Raw genomic sequence first — 19,704 nt, forward strand, 5'->3', positions numbered from 1 at the left:
TTTCACAACAGATTCGACGTGACCCTTTCCGAGGAGTACCGCATGGCTGCATCACCGGGCTTCGGGCTATTGGCATACGCTGCCATCGCCATCATTGCTTTGATCGTGCTGATCGCACGTTACCGGCTCAATCCGTTTATCGTCATCACCTTGGTGTCCATCGGCCTGGCGTTGATGGCCGGGATGCCCGCGGACACGATCATGGGGTCTTACGAAGCGGGGGTGGGCAAGACCCTGGGGCATATCGCACTGGTGGTAGCGCTGGGCACCATGCTTGGCAAGATGATGGCCGAGTCCGGCGGCGCCGAGCAGGTCGCGCGCACGTTGATCAACCGTTTCGGCGAGCGCAACGCCCATTGGGCCATGGTGTGCATCGCCTTTCTGGTAGGGCTGCCGCTGTTTTTCGAAGTGGGGTTTGTGTTGCTGGTGCCGATCGCGTTTACCGTGGCGCGGCGTGTGGGGGTGTCGATCCTGATGGTCGGCTTGCCGATGGTCGCCGGCCTGTCGGTGGTGCATGCGCTGGTGCCACCGCACCCGGCTGCGATGATGGCGGTGCTGGCATACAACGCGTCGGTGGGTCAGACCGTGCTGTATGCGATTTTGATCGGCATTCCTACGGCGATCATCGCCGGCCCGGTCTACGCGAAATTCATCGTGCCGCGCATACACCTGCCGGCGGAAAACCCGTTGGAGCGCCAGTTTATCGAGCGCGAACCGCGCACGCGTCTGCCGAGCTTCGCGCTGACCATGGGCACGATCCTGTTGCCTGTGGTGTTGATGATGATCGGCGGCTGGGCGAATGTGATAGCCACGCCGGGCACGGGGTTCAACCAGTTCCTGTTGTTTATCGGCAACTCGGTGATCGCGCTGTTGCTGGCGACCCTGGTGAGTTTCTGGACCCTGGGGCTGGCCCAGGGTTTTAACCGTGAGTCGATCCTCAAGTTCACCAATGAGTGCCTGGCACCGACCGCGAGCATCACCTTGCTGGTGGGCGCCGGCGGCGGGTTGAACCGCATCCTGGTGGACGCCGGCGTGACTGACGAAATACTCGGCCTGGCCCATGCGTTTCATCTGTCGCCGCTGGTGATGGGCTGGCTGTTCGCGGCGCTGATGCGCATTGCGACCGGCTCGGCCACCGTGGCCATGACCACCGCGTCCGGCGTGGTTGCGCCGGTGGCGATGGGCTTGGGTTATCCACACCCTGAATTGTTGGTGTTGGCCACCGGCGCAGGTTCAGTGATCTTTTCCCACGTGAATGACGGCGGCTTCTGGCTGATCAAGGAATACTTCAATATGACGGTGATCCAGACCTTCAAGACCTGGACCGTCTTGGAGACCCTGATCTCACTGGTCGCTTTCGCTTTGACGTACGGCCTTTCGCTGTTGTTGTGAGCCTCATTCTGTCACCCGGAGCCGCCATGGACATCCTCTACCAGATCCGCGCCCGCCAGGCGTCCTTCAGCGCCGGCGAAGGGCGCATCGCCCAGTTGATGCTCGATGACGTGGGCTTTGCCGCGTCGGCCAGCCTGGAAGCGTTGTCCCAGCGCGCCGAGGTGAGTACGGCAACCTTGTCGCGGTTTGCCCGCAGTGTCGGTTGTCGCGACCTGCGTGATCTGCGCCTGCAACTGGCGCAGGCCAGTGGCGTCGGCAGTCGGTTTCTGGACCCGGCGGGGTTGCCCGAGCAGTCGGCATTCCACCGCCAGATTCTCGGCGATATCGAGGCGACGTTGCGTCAGCATTTGTCGGGGTTTGATCAGGCGGGGTTTGTCGATGCGGTAGGCCTGCTGAATAGGGCGCGGATGATCCATGCGTTTGGTATGGGCGGCGCGTCGAGTGTGTGCAGCGATGAATTGCAGGTACGCCTGGTTCGCCTGGGCTATCCGATTGCCGCCTGTCATGACCCGGTGATGATGCGGGTCACGGCGGCGACGTTGGGCCCTGAGCATGTGCTACTCGTCTGCTCGCTCACCGGTCTGACCCCGGAGCTGCTCGACGTGGTGGCACTGGCGCGCAACTACGATGCACATATCATCGCCATCACCCTGGCCGACTCCCCCCTGGCGGGGCTGGCGGACGTGGTGCTGCCGCTGCAACCGGCCGAAACCAGCTTTATCTACAAACCCACGGCGGCGCGCTACGGCATGCTGCTGGCCATCGACCTGCTCGCCACCGAGCTGGCGCTGGCCCTGCCGGACGACAACCAGGAACGCCTGCGCCGGATCAAACTGGCCTTGGACGAATATCGTGGCGGCCCCGATAGCCTGCCGCTTGGAGACTGATATGAAGTACGACACGCTGATTCGCCAGGCGCTGATCATCGATGGCAGCAACAGCCCTGGCTACGTGGCCGATGTGGGGCTGCGCGATGGGCGTATCGAGACGATCGGCGATTTGTCGGCGGCGCTGGCCGAGCATGAGCTCGACGCAACCGGGCGCGTGCTGGCGCCGGGTTTTATCGATGTGCACACCCACGATGACACCGTAGTGATCCGCCACCCGCAGATGCTGCCCAAGCTCAGCCAGGGCGTGACCACGGTGATCGTCGGCAACTGCGGCATCAGCGCGTCGCCGGTCAGTTTGCGCGGTGATCCGCCGGACCCGATGAACCTGCTGGGCACCCGCGAGGCGTTCATGTATCCGCGTTTCAGCGATTACCGTCACGCGGTGGAATACGCCCACCCGGCGGTTAACGTGGCGGCGTTGATCGGCCACACGGCGCTGCGCAGCAACCATATGGATGACCTGCACCGCAGCGCCACGCCGGTTGAAATCGCGGCCATGCGCGTGCAGTTGCACGACAGTCTCGAAGCCGGTGCCCTGGGGTTATCCACAGGCCTGGCCTACGCCAGCGCATTCAATGCCGAGACTGATGAAGTGTTGCAACTCAGTGAGGAACTGACCGCGTACGGCGCGGTGTACACCACCCATTTGCGCAGCGAGTTCGAGCCGGTGCTGGAGGCGATGGACGAGGCGTTTTTGATCGGCCGACACGCCAATGCGCCGGTGATCATTTCCCACCTCAAGTGCGCCGGTGCCGGTAACTGGGGACGTAGCCCGCAACTGTTGGCGGCGCTGGAAGCTGCGGCGAAAACCCATCCGGTGGGCTGCGACTGTTATCCCTATGCGGCCAGTTCTTCGACCCTGGACCTCAAGCAGGTGACCGATGCATTCCGCATCACCATCACCTGGTCGACGCCGCACCCGCATATGGGCGGTCGTGACCTGCAGGGCATTGCCGGTGAATGGGGTGTTTCGTTGATGGACGCGGCGCGGCGCCTGCAACCGGCGGGGGCGGTGTATTACGGCATGGACGAGGCGGATGTGCGGCGCATCCTGGCGCATCCATTGTCAATGGTGGGCTCCGATGGTTTACCGGATGACCCGTTTCCACACCCGCGCCTGTGGGGCGCGTTCCCACGGGTATTGGGGCACTTCAGCCGCGATGTCGGGCTGTTCCCGTTGCACACCGCCGTGCATAAGATGACCGGTCTGTCGGCGGCGCGCTTTGGCTTGTCGGAACGCGGAGAAATTCGTGAAGGGCACTGGGCGGACCTGGTGTTGTTCGACCCGTTGCGGGTGCGTGACGTGGCGGATTTCAACGCGCCTGAACGCGCGGCAGAAGGCATCGAGGGCGTGTGGGTCAATGGCGTGTTGAGCTACCGCGACGGGCACGCGAACGGTCAGCGGCCGGGGCGGTTCTTGGCGCGCAGCGGGGATTTGCGTCTCGGGTTTTCGTCTTTATAGTGGGCGATCTCATACACGGAGCGGTTGCCATGCACTTAGGAAAAGTCATCCCCATCCTGCGGATTTTCGATGAGGTCAAGGCGTTGGAGTTTTACGTCGACTTCCTCGGGTTCAAGGTCGATTGGCAACATCGTTTCGAGACCAATTACCCGCTGTATCTGCAAGTGTCTTTGGGCGAGTGTGTGCTGCATTTGTCCGAGCACCATGGCGATGCCTCGCCGGGTTCGGCGGTGCGGATCCAGGCGCAAGGGGTGGATGCTTACCAGCAGCTGTTGCAGGACAAGGACTACCGTTATGCCAAACCCGAAGTTGAGGCGACGCCCTGGGGCTCGCGGGAGATGAGCATCAAGGACCCGTTTGGCAATCGCGTGGTGTTTGTCGAGGAAGGCGAGGGCTGAGCGCCAAATTCCATGCAATAAAAAACCGCCTTGGCAGGGCGGTTTTTTATTGCAATCCCAGCGCGTGGTTGGGGTTGCGGGCTCACAGCAAGCGCTGACGTAACGACGATGCCACTTCTATGGTGGAGCGTTGCGCAATACCCGACGATAAGAGGCCGCCTTGGTTGATACCGAGGCGGCCTTTTGGTTTGTCAGACCCGGAAATGGCTGACCATCTGCTGCAACTGGCTGCCCAGGCGCGCCAGTTCCACGCTCGACTTGGCCGTTTCGTCACTGGCAGTGGCGGTCTGTTCCGATACATCGCGCACATTCACGATGCTGCGGCTGATCTCTTCGGCCACGGCGCTTTGCTGTTCGGCGGCGGCGGCGATCTGCTGGTTCATCGACTGGATGTTCGACACTGTGCGGGTGATGTTCTCCAGGGACACACCCGCCTTGCGGGTCAGTTCGACGCTGCTGTCGGTGAGGCTGCGGCTGTTGTTCATCACGTTGGCCACTTGTTGGGTGCCGTTCTGCAAACCGGCGACCAGGCCTTCGATCTCTTCGGTGGATTTCTGGGTGCGCTGGGCCAGGCCACGCACTTCGTCGGCCACGACGGCAAAGCCACGACCGGCCTCACCGGCGCGCGCAGCTTCAATCGCCGCGTTCAGTGCCAGCAGGTTGGTCTGTTCGGCCACGGCCTTGATCACGTCCATCACGCTGCCGATCTTGTTGCTCTCTTGTTGCAGATGGCTCATGGCGTCGGTGGAACGCGCGACTTCAGCCGCCAGGCGTTCGATCTGGGCGATGGCTTCCGCCACCACTTTGTCGCCTGCGCGGGCTTGGCCATCGGCATCGGCGGCCGCCAGCGAAGCCTGTTCGGCATTACGCGCCACTTCCTGCACGGTGGCAGTCATTTCGTGCATTGCGGTGGCGACTTGATCGGTCTCGATCTTCTGACTGTTGACCCCGGCGCTGGTCTGCTCGGTCACGGCCGACAGTTCTTCGGCGGCACTGGCGATCTGGGTCACGCCGTCACGAATACCGCTGATCAACTCACGCAAGGTGGTGCCCATGCGCTGGATGCCTTGCTGCAGCACGCCCAGTTCATCGCGGCGGGTGATCTGGATGTTGTGGCTCAGATCGCCGGAGGCAATGCGTTCGACCACGGCCAGGGTGTCCTGGATCGGGCGCGTGATCTGACGGGTAATCACCCAGGCGGCGATGATGCCAACCAGCAGCGCGAGCAAGGTGCTGATCAACTGCAGGCTGCGGGCCTGTGCACTTTCGACGTCGCGACGGTTGAGCTGGATCTCGTAGAGCTTGTCGCTGATGGTGACGATATCAGCGCCCTGCGTGGTCATTTCGGCACGGGCGGCGACGATGTTGGCGTTGGCTGTCTTGTAGTTCTGCACGGCGGTGCGATAGGCGCCCAGGGCCGTTTCCAGGGCGGTCAGCGCGCTTTGCTGGCTGGCGCCAAAGGCAGCGCTGAGGTCTTTCAAGCTGCTGATGGTTTTTTCGATTTGCGCGGCGGCGCGCGCTTCGGTGTCCGGGTTGACGTTGCCGGTATAACCGCGCACTTCGTAGCGGGCCGACAGGAACTCGAATTTAGCGTTGGTCACGGCCTGAAACTGCGCGAAGCGTTCCGGGCTATCAGGCATCTGTTGCACGGTGGCATCCAGTGCATTGATCTGCGCGTTGGCAATGTCGGCCTTGTCGCCCATCACCTGGCGCGAGGCGTTGCCGTTACGGTAAGCCTCGCGCATTTTGTTCAAGGACTGCTGGTAAGCCGTGATGACCGCTTTCTGCTCATTGAGCAGCTTGACGTTTTCCGGGCTCTTGAAGCTGTCGAGCAGTTTTTGCTGCTGGGTGGTGAAGGCATCCAGGTTGGTCTGAACGTTCTGTGCCACGGCTTCGTCGCCATTGGCCAGCATGTATTGCAGGCGCACGATGCGCAGTTTGGTCAGTGACGCGTTGAGCTGAGTGATGTCGCTCATCCAGTTGCTGCGGTCGATCAGACCGCCCAGGCTGGTCCAGCCGGTGAGGGCCAGGATCGAGGTGAGGACCAGTACCAGGCCGAAGCCCAGGCCCAGTTTGAGGTTGACGCTTATGTTACCGAACCAGCTATTCATCGAATGCTCCACAAGAGTGATGTCTGTTTGCTGGACGGTGTTGTTTTTTGAGCCAGCCAGGGTGTGTAGGGCTGTATCGGCAGCTGGCACGAGATCTGAAACGGTTTTTTGACCCAGGGGTTATAAGAGCGCCAAGACGCACGGCCCGGTTCGCGTTGAACCGGGCGGTGCAGGTGTCTAAGGCGCAGGTGTGAGCTGTATGACCTCTCTGAGCGCGCGGATCAGGCTGTCTTGAGACAGGAATCGCTGATCTTTAAGCGCGTCCCAACGGTCGATGAAAAAGTGTCCCGTGGCATCTGTCTGGATCGGCGTGGAAACAACCTGACCGCTGTTGGATTTATGCAGCAGGTTGGTGTGCTCCGGCGTGGGCCGTTCAATCAGGAAATGCCCGACATTCTTCAGGCGCGAGCGCTCTAGCGGAACGAACGGCTCCGGGGGCGTTATGCGTTCGAACCCGACGTTCAGGATGAAGTCGCTGCGTAATGCTCGCCATTTGGTTTCGCTGAACACTTGCCAGGTGCCGGGCTCAAAGCCCTTTGCCAGGCCGGTGGCGCTATCACGTATGTGCACGCTGATCACGCCATGCATGGGCCCCAGCCCTGGGATGCCCGCGTAGGTGTCCGTATGGGCGCTGCCCATGAACGCCACCCACTTGTGCGCCCCCTGTGCGGCCTGGTCGGCCTGGATAGCGTGGGAGGCGAAGTAACTGAACATGGCGTTGCGCAAGGCGTCCGGGTCCGGAAGTGCTTGCGACGTCCCTCTGAGCCCTTTGAGGTTATAGCTGGCCGCGCAATCGAGGGCGCGGACGCGGATCCCATGTTTGTTGGCCGCTTGCAGGACATTGGTATAGGTGTAGGGCCCCTGGTAGTGGGCGGTCTTGCCATCGTAAAAACGCATGTGCCCGACATCCTGGCGTTGCAGAAAGGCTTTGAGGGTGTCGGGCAGTTTTGCGGTCTGGTTGAAGAGGTTGAGTTCGAGTTGGTGCAGGTCCGTTTGCAAATGCTCGACGTATAGCGTGCGTACGCCCTGTTTCTTCAAATCCGCCATGTGCTCGATCAGAAACTTCTTGGCCGACTCCGCGGCATGGGCTTCGCCGATCACCAGGCCTGGGGCATAGGTGTAGGCGGCCTGGATAAAATCCCGTTCGGTGCGCAGCAGGGCCGCATCCGGCAGCGGCGCTCTGGCGGGAGGCGTGTAGTTACTGAAATACGCTTCGGCGGCCGTGTGCAGGCGGCGCCGCGCTTGGGCAAAGGCGCTGAAGGTCTCCTGCAGTTCCGGCAGTGCCGGTGCGTAACTGGTGTCCAGGCCCCTGTGCGTCATCTGCAGCTCGCGCAAGTGCTCCCTGAACGCCGGCGCTACATCGAATGTGTTGAAGTGGGTGGGCTCGGGCAATGCCGCGACGTTGGGTACGAGCGGTGCAGGTAGCGCAGCAGCAGGTGTGAGCGTCGGCGCTTGGTAGTTCGTTTTCAGGCTGAGCCTGAAATCCACTGGGTCGCGCCAGAGGCCCACTGCTGAATCGGTGTTGACGTCGTCGATGCGCAGGCCGAATGCGCCGTTCAAATCGGCCAGCCCAGGTATGTGCTCGGCTGTCCGCACCCGGCTGTGTTCAACCAGCGCCACCCAACGCGTTCCCGGCTGGTCGGCCAGGTCGGCGTTGAGCGCTTTGTGCGAGTAGAAATTGCGCAACCCGTTGGCCCGCGGCGGCGACTGGGCGTCTTCGATAATGTGGAAAGCATGGCTCATGTCATAGGACGTCGCCGCATCGAGGCCTTTGAGTTCGATGCCGTGCCTGCGCGCCGCTTTCATCAGGCTCAGGTAGGACGGGGAGGCACCTTCGCCGAGGTTGAAGGTGCGGTCGACGCGGCCCAGGTGTTTTTCGATATGCCGGGATGAACCCTTGGTATTGAGTTTGTGCAGCTTCAGTCGGAACACGTCGTTAGGCAGATGCTCGATGTACAGGCGCTTGACGCCCTGCCTGGCCAGTTCGCCGATGTTCTCGATCAAAAATTGCTTGCTGGCGATCGACTCGCTCACCTCACCGATCACCAGGCCGTCACTGTGTTTGAACAGCGACTCGATGATCTGTGCATGCGCGGCATCGTTGGCCAGCGTCGGCAGTGACGGGCGAGGCGCCGCTATTGAGGCGGACCAGAACGCCTCGGCATCTCGGCTCAACGTCTCTACCTGCTTGAGGTACGCCTGGTGAATCGGCGCCATGTGCTCACGGTGTCTATCGATGAGATAGGTGCGCGGCAGCACCGGGTCATCCGTGAGCAGCGACCGCCTGAAGTCGGGCTTGAGCAGGCGCTCGACATCGCGCCAGTGTTGCGCGTCGACTTCATACGCCTTGAGCGCGTCGGCGGTTTCCGGCAGTTTTTCATATTTAGGCGCCCCCCCGACCACCCCCGAACGCTGCCAGCGACCGTCTGTGGTCTTTTCCACCAGGCGCGCTGTTGATTGCAGCCGTCCACTGGCAGCGTCAAGACGAAACAGCAGGTAACGTCCCAATGGGTCAGACACCCTGGGCGCCCAGTACCACTCGCCGCGCAATAACACGGGCTGCATGTTTTCCGTCGACGGCATGGGTGTTAACAGGGCGCGGGTTCGCGTGATGGCCTGGCCATCGCTCGTGCCGTGCAGGCTTGGGCGTGCGCGCAGGCCGGTCGACTTGAGTGAGCCCAATGCAGGGCGAAGGTCGGTAAATAATGCGCCACCGGCATTGAGCAGGTAGCCGAGCAAGTGCTGGAAGGCGGCATCGGTGTGGCCCTGATGGTAAGCCTGCAGGGCCAACATGGCGTCCTTGAAGGCCAGCAGCAGGCCAGTGCCCAGGCTCAGGATGGGGAAGGGCGCGGTCGCGATGGCGGAGACCCATTCCACACACGTCCACACAATGCCCATGATCATCTGGGTACGCTGGGGGGTTGCGGCGAAGACATCATCTATCTTGCGTTGCAGCTTCATGTTGTACAGCTCGTGCCGTAAGTCCTTGAGCGGGCTGACGCGGGCAAGGCTGTCGTAGCGCGGGGGGCTGGGGGTCGTTCGATTGATGTGCTCGGGCAGTTGCTCACGCGCCGCTTTCAGGAACTGACCTACGCGTGTCCGGGATGGGAGGGGCGCGCGTTCGGTCAAGTAGCCCACCATGCCATCGACTTTTTTCAGCGTGTGGTTGAACAGCCGCGCTTCGCGAAAGGCGATGTGATCGGGTGCGTTAGGGGTGTAGAGCAACACCGGATCGTCGCCGTGGCTGAACAGGAAGGTATCGTTGATCCAGTCGCCGTCTATCGTCAGGCGATGGATCGGGTATTGGCCGCGAACGACGACGGATGTGTCGCCCATGCTTTGGATGCTGGTTTCAAGCCAAGCCAGATCGATGCTGCTGATATGGCCTTTGAGTTGGCATTCCAGCGCGGCACTGCGCATCTGCAATTGCGTGATTGCCAGGGTTGCATCGCGGCGTTTGGCATAGCCTGGGCTGTTGCTGTTTTGCAGGGTGCTGCGCACTGCGTTGATATAGCGTTGGCCGATCCAGGCGCCGCGCACCGAGGCGGCGACCTTTTGCGCGGTCAACCGGCTGAGGTCGAGGCCTTCGGGCCCTTTGAACGTGGCGGACTGCGCAAATGCCTCGTTCAGAAAACCGATGCTGTCGTCATAGCCGTCGCGGTACAGCGTGGTGTAGTTGACTGCTGCCGGGGTCGACGTCAGGGCGTGCCTTGGGTAGTAGGCCCACACCTTATCGGGGTCCACGTCGTTTTGTGGCCGGGCGAGCAACCCATTGAGCGCGGTTTTCGCCTGTTGATGCAGGTAGGTCTCGAAGCTTGGGAAACTGTGCTCCGATTGCGGGTCGGCCTTGTAAGTGCGCAGGGCGCCTTCGGCGTCATCGGCCAGCGACAGTAGCTTGCGGCGATTGGCGGCGTGGGTTGAGGTAAACCAGGAGGGTGTCGTGGAGCGCTGGTCATCCACCTGGGTGGCGAGGAAATGCTCGGCCATGCTGCCAAGGCAGTCGGCGTGCGTGCAGGGACTGTCGAATTTGACTTCCTGGTATTCCCGTTCGTGGGGTTTGAAACTCAGGCCCATCAGGGTGCGTGCCATGGCCGCGCGAAACCGCAGGGCCACGCGCTCCAGCAGGTAATCGGTCATGGTTTGCCTGTCGGGGTGTGAGCCGTTATCCCGGCTCCAGCCCAGCACGTGGGTCTGGCACGCTGTTTCACTGTCGAACGCCATGAATTGCTCAGCCCTGGGGGCTGACGGCGTGCACAACAGCACGCGGATCGGCGTGCCATGGGCGTCCACTTGGCGCAGCACCCACAGGTCCTGCAGTTGGGCGTCGTGCAGTGACAGGGTCGATGCGCTCAGTTGCGGATCGCGGCCTTCGCGCAGGTGCTGGATCAACTGATAGTCCGCTGCGCTGATGTGGTTTTGCAGCAGGGCGGCATAGGCCAGGCAATTGATGCGCTGATCGAGCAAGTGCCGGATGGCGTGTTTGAGGCCCGGTGTTGTGTGGATGCTCCGTTGTACCTGCGCGAAAGCCAGGCGCGGTTGCACGGTGTTGAGCAATTGCACGAGATAGCTGGGGGTCAGCTCTGCATAATCTTCACGCAGTGGCTTGCCTGCATAGCGCAGGGTGGTGCTTTGTAGAAAGTCCGAACCCGGTTGCTCGTCGTCGCTGTGCAGGCCGCGCAGGGCCAGTTCGGTCAGGGAATTCTGGTGGTTATAGTCACCGACCCCTGGTACGCGGCGTTGGGTGCTGACCTGCAGTTGATCGGGATTGAGGTCCTGAATGTCCAGATCGACGTCCAGTTGTTCGGTCAATTGATAGCGGGCCAGTGCATGGGGGGAGGCAGCGGGGCCAAAAAACGCGGTCAGCGCCTGGCGTGCCTGATTGTACTGCTGGATGTGTTCGGCCAGCAGCGCTTGCTGGGTGGCCGTGGCGCTGCGATACCAGCCTGGAGCGCTGTAGCGCAGGCTCCGTTCCAGTAAGGCTTGGGCACGCAGTTCGAGGCGCTGATCGTAGGTGGGCAGTGCCGCGCCAATCGCCCAGTCCAGTTGGTGATAGAGGCGCTGGCCACTGTGTTCGGGGTTGTCGATCAGGCTTAGCGCCCATTCGATGTCCTGTGTGCGTTTATGCACGCGAGCGTTGTAGAGGTGTTCAAACAGCGGCTCGCTGCTGATGTTTTCCAGCGCCAAGGGCCAGATGCCGGCGGCGCTCAGGTCCTGATAGCGCTGCGGCAGGCAGTCGATAAATGCCTGCCGCCGGTCGACGTGGGACAGCAATTGTTGCAGCCACGTGTCGAGCTGGAGCAGTGAATCAAAGGCCTCCAGACCGCGTGAGGGTAAAAACAGCAGCACGGGGCCAACATTCGCTTCGCTGTTCAGTGCATCGACCACCGGTGTGGCCTGCTCGGTGAGTACAAAGGCCCCGGCGACTTCCACGGGCGAATCCTGATAAGTGAACCTCAATGCATACAGCCCGGGGCGCGCGTCGGGGCCGAGGGTGACTGTTTCAAGTACGTCGATCCACTGCCGATGCAGCAGTCGATCCTTGATGCGCAGCTTGGTTTCTTGCTCCAGGGCCGTGATGCCCGCTTCGAACGTCAGGTAGGACTTGCGACTTTTGCCCTCGATCTGATGGCGCTGATCGAGTTCATTGAGCTGTGTCACCAGCTCGGCTTTCAACCCGTTGAGCAGCGTTCGGCCCGGTTCGTTCGCCAGGTCGGCGTTTTCGACGGACTGATACAGCAGGCGAGCGCTCTGCAACAGGGCTTGATTGCTCGTCTTGAGGGTCTGGTTCAGGCGCTCCAACGTCATGAGTTCGTCGGGCCTGTTCTGCGCGGCGATCGGGTGGTCTTGCAGCAGGTAATCGCTGATCTGCCCGAGGTCGCTGCGTATTTCCTCGAACGAGGGAGGGTGATCCAGTGGGGTGAGGGGCATGTCTAAAACTCCATAAAGCAGGGGAGCTCTAGCTTGTTGTCCAACGTTATGGGCTCGGTGGTAGATAGGTAAAGGCCGGCGAGGGGCTCATCACTCGTGGGCCTTGTGTGCTAGTCTGCGGGCCCTTTTAGTTCTGGGCTGTACGAAAAAACCTGCTCCTTTGGCGGTTTTTAGTGTTGCCCTACAGCGGAGCCTCTTCATGTCCGAAGTTAATCTGTCCACCGACGAAACCCGCGTCAGCTACGGTATCGGCCGTCAGTTGGGCGACCAACTGCGTGACAACCCGCCACCTGGCGTGAGCCTGGACGCGATCCTGGCTGGCCTGACCGACGCGTTCGCCGGCCAGCCAAGCCGTGTCGACCAAGAGCAAATGGCTGCCAGCTTCAAAGTGATCCGCGAAGTGATGCAAGCCGAAGCTGCTGCCAAGGCTGAAGCCGCTGCCGGCGCGGGTCTGGCATTCCTGGCTGAAAACGCCAAGCGTGAGGGCATCACCACCCTGGCTTCCGGCCTGCAATTTGAAGTGCTGACCGCCGGTGACGGCGCCAAGCCGACCCGTGAAGACCAAGTGCGTACTCACTACCACGGCACGCTGATCGACGGCACTGTGTTCGACAGCTCCTACGAGCGTGGTCAGCCTGCAGAATTCCCGGTTGGCGGCGTGATCGCCGGCTGGACCGAAGCGCTGCAACTGATGAATGCCGGCAGCAAATGGCGCCTGTACGTGCCGAGCGAGCTGGCTTACGGCGCTCAAGGCGTGGGCAGCATCCCGCCGCACAGCGTTCTGGTGTTCGACGTCGAGTTGCTCGACGTTCTGTAAGACCTGTTTTGGTTGTGTGCAGGAGCTGCCTTGCCTGCGATGGGATCAACTCGATATGACTTCAGATCGAGTCGTCTGCATCGCGGGCAAGTCCGGCTCCCACCTAAACCTGTGCGCTCAGGTCTTGCGCATTTGTTCATGGATGGAACTTGCCATTCAGCTCCGTCGCCGGGCGCAATGCTCGGGCATAGCAAAATAGAAACAGATTACGCACCACTTCCTTCAGTACTCCCGGTTCGCTTGAACTCAGGCCGTTGACGTCCAGGTCACCCTGGTCTTGCAGCTCAGTGAGCGCTTCTTCTTCCAGCACCGCACAGACTTCGCCGGTTTCCCGGTGCAGGATCCGCAGGTAAGGGTGTGGTCGGTCCAGCCAGGCATCTATCAAATAAGTCATGGGTCACATCTCCTTGATGGGTTTCAATGAGAATAATTCTTATTCGTAGAATAGCAAGCGTCTATTGGCGATTTATGGTTTTTTCTGTGTGGGTATTGAGGGGGGTCAACGGGGAGGGTAAAACGCCATCCCGCGGCGGGCGCGGGATGGATGCAGCAGATTCAGACTTTACGCACGAATTCAGACTTGAGCTTCATCGGGCCGATACCGTCGATTTTGCAGTCGATGTCGTGGTCACCGTCGCAGAGGCGGATGTTCTTGACCTTGGTGCCGACCTTCACGACCAGCGACGTGCCCTTGACCTTCAGGTCCTTGATCACGGTGATGGTATCGCCGTCCTGCAGGACGTTGCCCACAGAGTCTTTCTTCACGGTTTCATCGCCCGCCACTTCGGCCTCGCCATTGGCGGACCACTCATGGGCGCATTCCGGGCAGATCAGCTGGGCGCCGTCTTCGTAGGTGTATTCGGAGTTGCATTTCGGGCAGGGAGGCAACGTGCTCACTAAAGCTCCTTGAGAGTCAGGGATGGCTAAAAGTCGCACATTGTATAGGGTTTTAGCGGGGAGGAGGTAGGCAGGAGCCTGGCGGGCTCCTGTCGGTGTCGCCATCAGTGCGTGCGCGCGACCGCGAATTCGCTCAGTTCAACCAGGGCGTCCCGGTATTCGCTGGCAGGCAGGGCTTGCAGACACTGGATCGCACGGGCCACGTAGTCACGCGCCAGCTGTGCGGTGTAGTCCAGCGAACCCGAGGCTTCCACGGCAGCACGGATGCTTTCGAGGTCCTCGATGCCGCCTTTCTGGATCGCCTTGCGCACCAGGGCTGCCTGTTCCGGCGTGCCTTCACGCATGGTGTAGATCAGCGGCAGGGTCGGTTTGCCCTCGGCCAGGTCATCACCGACGTTCTTGCCCAGGGTCTCGGCGTCGCCACGGTAGTCGAGCAGATCGTCCACCAGCTGGAACGCCACGCCCAGGTGATCACCGAAAGTGCGCAGGGCTTCGGCCTGTTCGGCGGTGGCACCACACAGTGCGGCGGCGCTGTGGGTGGAGGCTTCGAAGAGCATCGCGGTTTTGCCGCGAATCACTTCCATGTAGGTTTCTTCGGTGGTGCTGGCATCGCGCACTTTCGACAACTGCAATACTTCGCCTTCGGCAATGATGCGCGTGGCCTGGGACAGAATCTTCATCACCGGCATCGAGCCCAGCTCGACCATCATTTCGAACGAGCGCGAGTACAGGAAGTCGCCGACCAGGACGCTGGGGGCATTGCCCCACATGGCGTTGGCGGTTTCGCGGCCGCGGCGCATGCCGGACATGTCGACCACGTCGTCATGCAGCAGGGTGGCGGTGTGCAGGAATTCGATGGTGGCGGCCAGCAGGCGCAGGTCATCGCCTTCGCGGCCTAGGGCCTTGCCACACAGCAACACTAATAAAGGACGCAGGCGCTTACCGCCCGCCGACGTAATGTAGTCGCCAATTTTGGAGACCAGCGGCACTTTAGACGTCAGCTGCTGCTTGATGATGCCGTCGACGGCGCTAAAATCGTCCGCGACCGCGCGGTAGAAAGCTTGGGGTTGCATCAGCGACAGTCGCTCCAGAAGGGTTGCGCGGCATGCTAGGACCCTGACCCCCGGGTGTCAAGGCGCGATAGACGGCCACTTGCAAGGCCTCAATAGCTTGCGTACAATCGCGCACCCTGAACTTCCTGGGCAGCACCTGCCTTACGCAATTGCATTCGGGACGTCCATCCCATGCAGCCATGCCAGCCAATACCTCTTCTTATAAAGAGCTGGGTGAGCAGGATTATCGGAGAAATACCATGTCGTACGCAGTAATTGTTACTGGTGGCAAGCAATACAAGGTCGCCCCAGGTGAATACCTGAAGATCGAAAAACTGGAACTCGCTACTGGCGACTCCGTTACTTTTGATCGCGTTCTGTTGGTCGCCAATGGCGATGACGTGAACATCGGCGCTCCAGTTGTTGCTGGCGCTACCGTTGTGGCTGAAGTGATCTCCCAAGGTCGTCACGATAAAGTCCGCATCATCAAGTTCCGTCGTCGTAAGCACCACATGAAGCGTATGGGCCACCGCCAGTGGTACACCGAGATCAAAATCACCGGTATTCAGGCTTAATTTCAGCCTAATTCCTCACTAGGAGAATTGACTCATGGCACACAAAAAAGCTGGTGGTAGTACCCGTAACGGTCGCGACTCAGAAGCCAAACGCCTTGGCGTTAAGATGTATGGCGGCCAGAAAATCATTCCGGGCAACATCATCGTGCGTCAGCGCGGCACCCAATTCCACGCCGGTTACGGTGTAGGCATGGGTAAAGATCACACCCTCTTCGCGAAAATCGAAGGCGTGATCAAGTTTGAAGTAAAAGGCGCGTTCAACCGCCGTTACGTGAGCGTTGTCGCAGCTTAATTGCGAGATCGCTGGAAAAGCCCTGTCTTGCGACGGGGCTTTTTCGTTTGTGGAGTGAGTCTCTTGCAAAGCTGTTTGTAATGGGCTCAAGCGCTGGATATGCGGTCGCTGTTTGAGGTCGCTGCGCTCATTTTTGCAAGAGTCTTATGTCTTGGTTTCTTAAGCTCGTCCGTGCGACGAGAGGCGTTTTGTTATGAAGTTCGTTGATGAAGTTTCCATCCGAGTAAAAGCAGGCGACGGCGGTAACGGTTGCATGAGTTTCCGTCGCGAAAAATTCATCGAAAACGGTGGCCCCAACGGCGGTGACGGCGGTGACGGCGGTTCCATCTACATGATGGCCGACGAAAACCTCAACACCCTCGTCGATTACCGTTACACCCGGCACTTCGATGCCGAGCGCGGCTCCAACGGCGGCAGCACCGACTGCACCGGTAAAAAAGGCGAAGACCTGGTACTGCGCGTCCCGGTCGGCACCACGATCATCGACTCCGCAACCCAGGAAGTGATCGGCGACCTGACCAAGGCCGGCCAGAAACTGATGGTTGTGCAGGGCGGCTGGCACGGTCTGGGTAACACCCGATTCAAGTCCAGTACCAACCGTGCACCACGCCAGACAACGCCGGGCAAGCCAGGCGAGCAGCGCGACCTCAAGCTGGAAATGAAAGTACTGGCAGACGTTGGCCTGTTGGGCCTGCCGAACGCCGGCAAAAGTACCTTCATCCGCTCGGTCTCGGCCGCCAAGCCGAAGGTCGCCGATTACCCGTTCACCACCCTGGTGCCGAACCTGGGCGTGGTCAGCGTCGACCGCTGGAAAAGCTTTGTCATCGCCGACATTCCCGGCCTGATCGAAGGCGCTTCCGATGGCGCAGGCCTGGGGATTCGCTTCCTCAAGCACTTGTCGCGCACCCGTTTGCTGCTGCACCTCGTCGATATGGCACCACTGGATGAAACCAGTGCTGCGGATGCCGCCGAAGTGATCGTCAGCGAATTGACCAAGTTCAGCCCGGCCCTGGCCGAGCGTGATCGCTGGTTGGTGCTGAACAAGTGCGACCAGATCCTCGAGGAAGAGCACGAGGAGCGCGTCAAGGAAATCGTTGATCGCCTGGAGTGGACTGGCCCGGTGTACGTGATCTCGGCCATCGCCAAAGAAGGCACCGAGCGCCTGACCCGCGACATCATGCGTTACCTTGAAGACCGTGCCGACCGCCTGGCGGCCGACCCGGTGTACAAGGCCGAACTCGCCGAACTCGATCAGCAGATCGAAGACGAAGCCCGCGCCCAGTTGCAAGCCCTGGACGACCAGCGTGCCCTGCGCCGCAGCGGCGTGAAGTCGGTCCATGACATTGGTGATGACGATTGGGACGAAGAAGACGTGGATGATGAAGACGGTCCGGAAATCATTTACGTGCGCGACTGATTCGTTGCAGTAAACTTAAGCGCCGCTCACTCGAGCGGCGTTTTGGTATCTGGGTATACCGTAGTCACGAATGTAGTCACGAATAACGTTATGGGCCGCGCTGGGTCGCGTGGTCCTCACTCTAAGGTTGAAGATGATGCGGAGCAAAGTGACAGGTGCGCAGCGCTGGGTCGTGAAGATCGGAAGTGCGCTGCTGACGGCCGATGGCAAAGGCTTGGATCGCGCAGCCATGAGCGTGTGGGTCGAGCAGATGGTGGCCTTGCATGAAGCAGGCGTCGAGTTGGTGCTGGTGTCGTCCGGGGCTGTTGCCGCCGGGATGAGCCGCCTCGGCTGGACCGCGCGACCCAGCGCGATGCACGAACTGCAAGCCGCCGCCGCTATCGGTCAGATGGGCCTGGTGCAAGCCTGGGAATCCAGCTTCGCCGAGCACGGCCGCCACACAGCGCAGATCCTGCTGACCCACGACGACCTGTCCGACCGCAAGCGCTACCTAAATGCCCGCAGCACGTTGCGCGCCCTGGTGGAGCTCAAGGTCATCCCGGTGATCAACGAAAACGACACGGTGGTCACCGACGAAATCCGCTTCGGCGACAACGACACCCTGGCCGCCCTGGTGGCCAACCTGGTGGAAGCGGACCTGTTGGTGATCCTGACTGACCGCGACGGCATGTTCGACGCCGACCCACGCAACAACCCCGACGCCCAACTGATCTACGAGGCGCGTGCCGATGACCCGGCGCTGGACGCCGTGGCCGGCAGCGTCGGCGGCGCGTTGGGCCGTGGCGGGATGCAGACCAAGTTGCGTGCTGCGCGCCTGGCTGCGCGCTCCGGTGCCCATACCATCATCGTCGGTGGACGGCTGGAGCGTGTGCTGGACCGCCTCAAAGCCGGTGAGCGCATTGGCACGCTGCTGTCGCCGGAGCGCGGCATGCTGGCTGCGCGCAAGCAGTGGCTGGCGGGGCATCTGCAAACCCGTGGCACCCTGGTGCTGGATGATGGCGCCGTGTCGGCCTTGTCCCAAGGCAACAAAAGCCTGCTGCCGGTGGGCGTCAAGTTGGTGCAGGGCAGTTTCCGCCGCGGCGAGATGGTGGTGTGCGTTGCGCCCGACGGTCGTGAGATCGCCCGTGGCCTGGCCAACTACAGTGCCCTGGAAGCGCAGAAAATTATTGGACAATCGTCTGACGCGATTGTCGGACTCTTGGGTTATATGGCCGAACCGGAACTGGTTCACCGCGACAACCTGATTCTGGTTTAACCAAAGGAAGCACATGATGCGCGTGATGAAGGGATTGCTTGGCCTGCTGTTGGCCGTGCCGCTGCTGGCCTCGGCTGAAGAAGTAGGCCAGGTATCGACCGTGTTCAAGTTTGTCGGCCCCAACGACCGGATTGTGGTCGAGGCGTTTGATGACCCCAAGGTCGACGGCGTGACCTGCTACCTGTCGCGCGCCAAGACGGGCGGCGTCAAAGGCGGTCTGGGCCTGGCTGAAGACCGTGCCGAAGCCTCGATTGCCTGCCGTCAGGTCGGACCGATCCGCTTCAAGGGCGAGCTCAAGGACGGCGACGAAGTGTTCAAGGAGCGCACCTCGCTGGTGTTCAAGACCATGCAGGTGGTGCGTTTCCTCGACAAGAAGCGCAATACCTTGGTGTATCTGGTCTACAGCGACCGCCTGATCGAAGGCAGCCCGCAGAACGCCGTAACCGCCATTCCGATTCTGCCGTGGCCGACCGCTCAGTAATCTGCGGGCGGGTTTTGTAATCGGCGTCTATGATTGCAGGCTTGCGGGTTGTAATCTCGAGCGGTCGCAATGCAAAGAATATGGGATATCTGGAGTTCGTCATGAGTGCTTTCCACGACCTGAAACTCAAAGCTTTGGACGGACAGGAGCTGCCACTGGCGCCCTTCAAGGGGCACGTGGTGCTGGTAGTCAATGTGGCGTCCAAATGTGGCCTGACCCCGCAATACGCGGCACTGGAAAACCTCTACCAGCAGTACAAGGATCAGGGGTTTACCGTTCTTGGCCTGCCGTGTAACCAGTTTGCGGGGCAGGAGCCGGGCACTGAAGAAGAAATTCAGGCGTTCTGCAAACTGAACTATGGCGTGACCTTTCCCCTGGGCAGCAAGCTTGATGTGAACGGTGCCGATCGTCATCAGTTGTACCGCCTGCTGGCGGGCGAGGGCGCCGAATTTCCAGGGGACATCACCTGGAACTTCGAAAAATTCCTGCTCGGTAAGGACGGTCGCGTGCTCGCGCGTTTCTCGCCACGCACAGCGCCGGATGACCCTGCGGTGGTCCAGGCCATCGAAAAAGCCCTGAGCTGACGCCCTCAGCTGGGCTTTTGTGGCGAGCGGGCTTGCCCGCGTCGGGCTGCGCAGCAGCCCGTCTGACCTTTCTTGCTTTTACCCCTTAATCACCCAGATCAATAGTGCTACTCAGCACCCGGCACTCTCCATATTATCCGCGTCATAAACCTC

16 protein-coding genes are annotated in these 19,704 nt (G+C 60.9%); 11 read left to right on the forward strand and 5 right to left on the reverse strand.

The features are described 5' to 3' along the window. Positions 1-42 precede the first annotated feature (42 nt). From KZX66_RS23580 to KZX66_RS23595, 4 genes are read left to right on the forward strand one after another with little or no spacing between them, the layout of a single operon-like run. A complete protein-coding gene (locus KZX66_RS23580) occupies positions 43-1,392 on the forward strand; it encodes a gluconate:H+ symporter (RefSeq protein ID WP_248083650.1) in 1,350 nt (449 codons plus the stop codon). A gap of 26 nt (positions 1,393-1,418) precedes the next feature. Then, positions 1,419-2,279: a MurR/RpiR family transcriptional regulator gene (locus tag KZX66_RS23585; protein ID WP_248083651.1), complete on the forward strand. Its 861-nt coding sequence runs from the start codon at positions 1,419-1,421 to the stop codon at positions 2,277-2,279. 1 nt (position 2,280) lies between these two features. Further along, on the forward strand, positions 2,281-3,744 hold the full coding sequence (locus KZX66_RS23590) for a D-aminoacylase (RefSeq protein ID WP_248083652.1): 1,464 nt from the start codon (positions 2,281-2,283) through the stop codon (positions 3,742-3,744). Positions 3,745-3,773: 29 nt separating this feature from the next. Then, positions 3,774-4,142, forward strand: coding sequence for a glyoxalase superfamily protein (locus KZX66_RS23595; RefSeq protein WP_248083653.1), 369 nt, complete (start codon positions 3,774-3,776; stop codon positions 4,140-4,142). A 191-nt stretch (positions 4,143-4,333) separates the two neighbouring features. On the opposite strand, the gene KZX66_RS23600 is transcribed toward KZX66_RS23595, so the two are convergent. Both KZX66_RS23600 and KZX66_RS23605 read right to left on the reverse strand, forming a co-directional pair. After that, positions 4,334-6,253 carry a methyl-accepting chemotaxis protein gene (locus KZX66_RS23600; RefSeq protein ID WP_248083654.1) on the reverse strand — a complete coding sequence of 640 codons (1,920 nt, stop codon included), beginning with the start codon at positions 6,251-6,253 and terminating at the stop codon, positions 4,334-4,336. A 177-nt stretch (positions 6,254-6,430) separates the two neighbouring features. Continuing rightward, positions 6,431-12,181 (reverse strand): membrane-targeted effector domain-containing toxin, encoded by a 5,751-nt coding sequence (locus KZX66_RS23605; RefSeq protein WP_248083655.1) that lies wholly within the window; start codon positions 12,179-12,181, stop codon positions 6,431-6,433. 199 nt (positions 12,182-12,380) lie between these two features. Here KZX66_RS23605 and KZX66_RS23610 point away from each other — a divergent pair, with 199 nt between their 5' ends. Continuing rightward, positions 12,381-12,998, forward strand: a complete 618-nt coding sequence (locus KZX66_RS23610; RefSeq protein WP_248083656.1) for an FKBP-type peptidyl-prolyl cis-trans isomerase — start codon at positions 12,381-12,383, stop codon at positions 12,996-12,998. A gap of 136 nt (positions 12,999-13,134) precedes the next feature. On the opposite strand, the gene KZX66_RS23615 is transcribed toward KZX66_RS23610, so the two are convergent. From KZX66_RS23615 to KZX66_RS23625, 3 genes are all read right to left on the reverse strand, one after another. Further along, positions 13,135-13,392 (reverse strand): hypothetical protein, encoded by a 258-nt coding sequence (locus tag KZX66_RS23615; RefSeq protein WP_003176054.1) that lies wholly within the window; start codon positions 13,390-13,392, stop codon positions 13,135-13,137. Between the two features lie 161 nt (positions 13,393-13,553). Next, the gene (locus KZX66_RS23620; RefSeq protein ID WP_003230858.1) at positions 13,554-13,895 is read right to left on the reverse strand and encodes a zinc ribbon domain-containing protein YjdM; all 342 of its coding nucleotides are present in this window, start codon (positions 13,893-13,895) and stop codon (positions 13,554-13,556) included. Positions 13,896-13,999: 104 nt separating this feature from the next. Then, positions 14,000-14,968, reverse strand: a complete 969-nt coding sequence (locus tag KZX66_RS23625) for a polyprenyl synthetase family protein (protein WP_248083657.1) — start codon at positions 14,966-14,968, stop codon at positions 14,000-14,002. A 239-nt stretch (positions 14,969-15,207) separates the two neighbouring features. Here KZX66_RS23625 and rplU point away from each other — a divergent pair, with 239 nt between their 5' ends. The 6 genes from rplU (at position 15,208) to KZX66_RS23655 (ending at position 19,551) form a co-directional block, all read left to right on the forward strand. Continuing rightward, the gene (gene rplU, locus KZX66_RS23630; RefSeq protein ID WP_017847748.1) at positions 15,208-15,522 is read left to right on the forward strand and encodes a 50S ribosomal protein L21; all 315 of its coding nucleotides are present in this window, start codon (positions 15,208-15,210) and stop codon (positions 15,520-15,522) included. Between the two features lie 34 nt (positions 15,523-15,556). Next, positions 15,557-15,814 carry a 50S ribosomal protein L27 gene (rpmA, locus tag KZX66_RS23635; RefSeq protein ID WP_003176049.1) on the forward strand — a complete coding sequence of 86 codons (258 nt, stop codon included), beginning with the start codon at positions 15,557-15,559 and terminating at the stop codon, positions 15,812-15,814. A gap of 193 nt (positions 15,815-16,007) precedes the next feature. Continuing rightward, complete coding sequence (gene cgtA / locus KZX66_RS23640) at positions 16,008-17,231, forward strand: Obg family GTPase CgtA (RefSeq protein ID WP_003176048.1); 1,224 nt, start codon at positions 16,008-16,010, stop codon at positions 17,229-17,231. A gap of 136 nt (positions 17,232-17,367) precedes the next feature. Continuing rightward, a complete protein-coding gene (proB, locus tag KZX66_RS23645) occupies positions 17,368-18,486 on the forward strand; it encodes a glutamate 5-kinase (protein WP_026013771.1) in 1,119 nt (372 codons plus the stop codon). A 16-nt stretch (positions 18,487-18,502) separates the two neighbouring features. Next, entirely contained in the window at positions 18,503-18,967 is a 465-nt protein-coding gene (locus KZX66_RS23650) for a CreA family protein (protein WP_248083658.1), read from the forward strand. A 101-nt stretch (positions 18,968-19,068) separates the two neighbouring features. After that, positions 19,069-19,551: a glutathione peroxidase gene (locus KZX66_RS23655; RefSeq protein WP_248083659.1), complete on the forward strand. Its 483-nt coding sequence runs from the start codon at positions 19,069-19,071 to the stop codon at positions 19,549-19,551. Positions 19,552-19,704 lie beyond the last annotated feature (153 nt).

Source organism: Pseudomonas sp. EYE_354, assembly GCF_023148575.1.
Taxonomy (GTDB): domain Bacteria; phylum Pseudomonadota; class Gammaproteobacteria; order Pseudomonadales; family Pseudomonadaceae; genus Aquipseudomonas.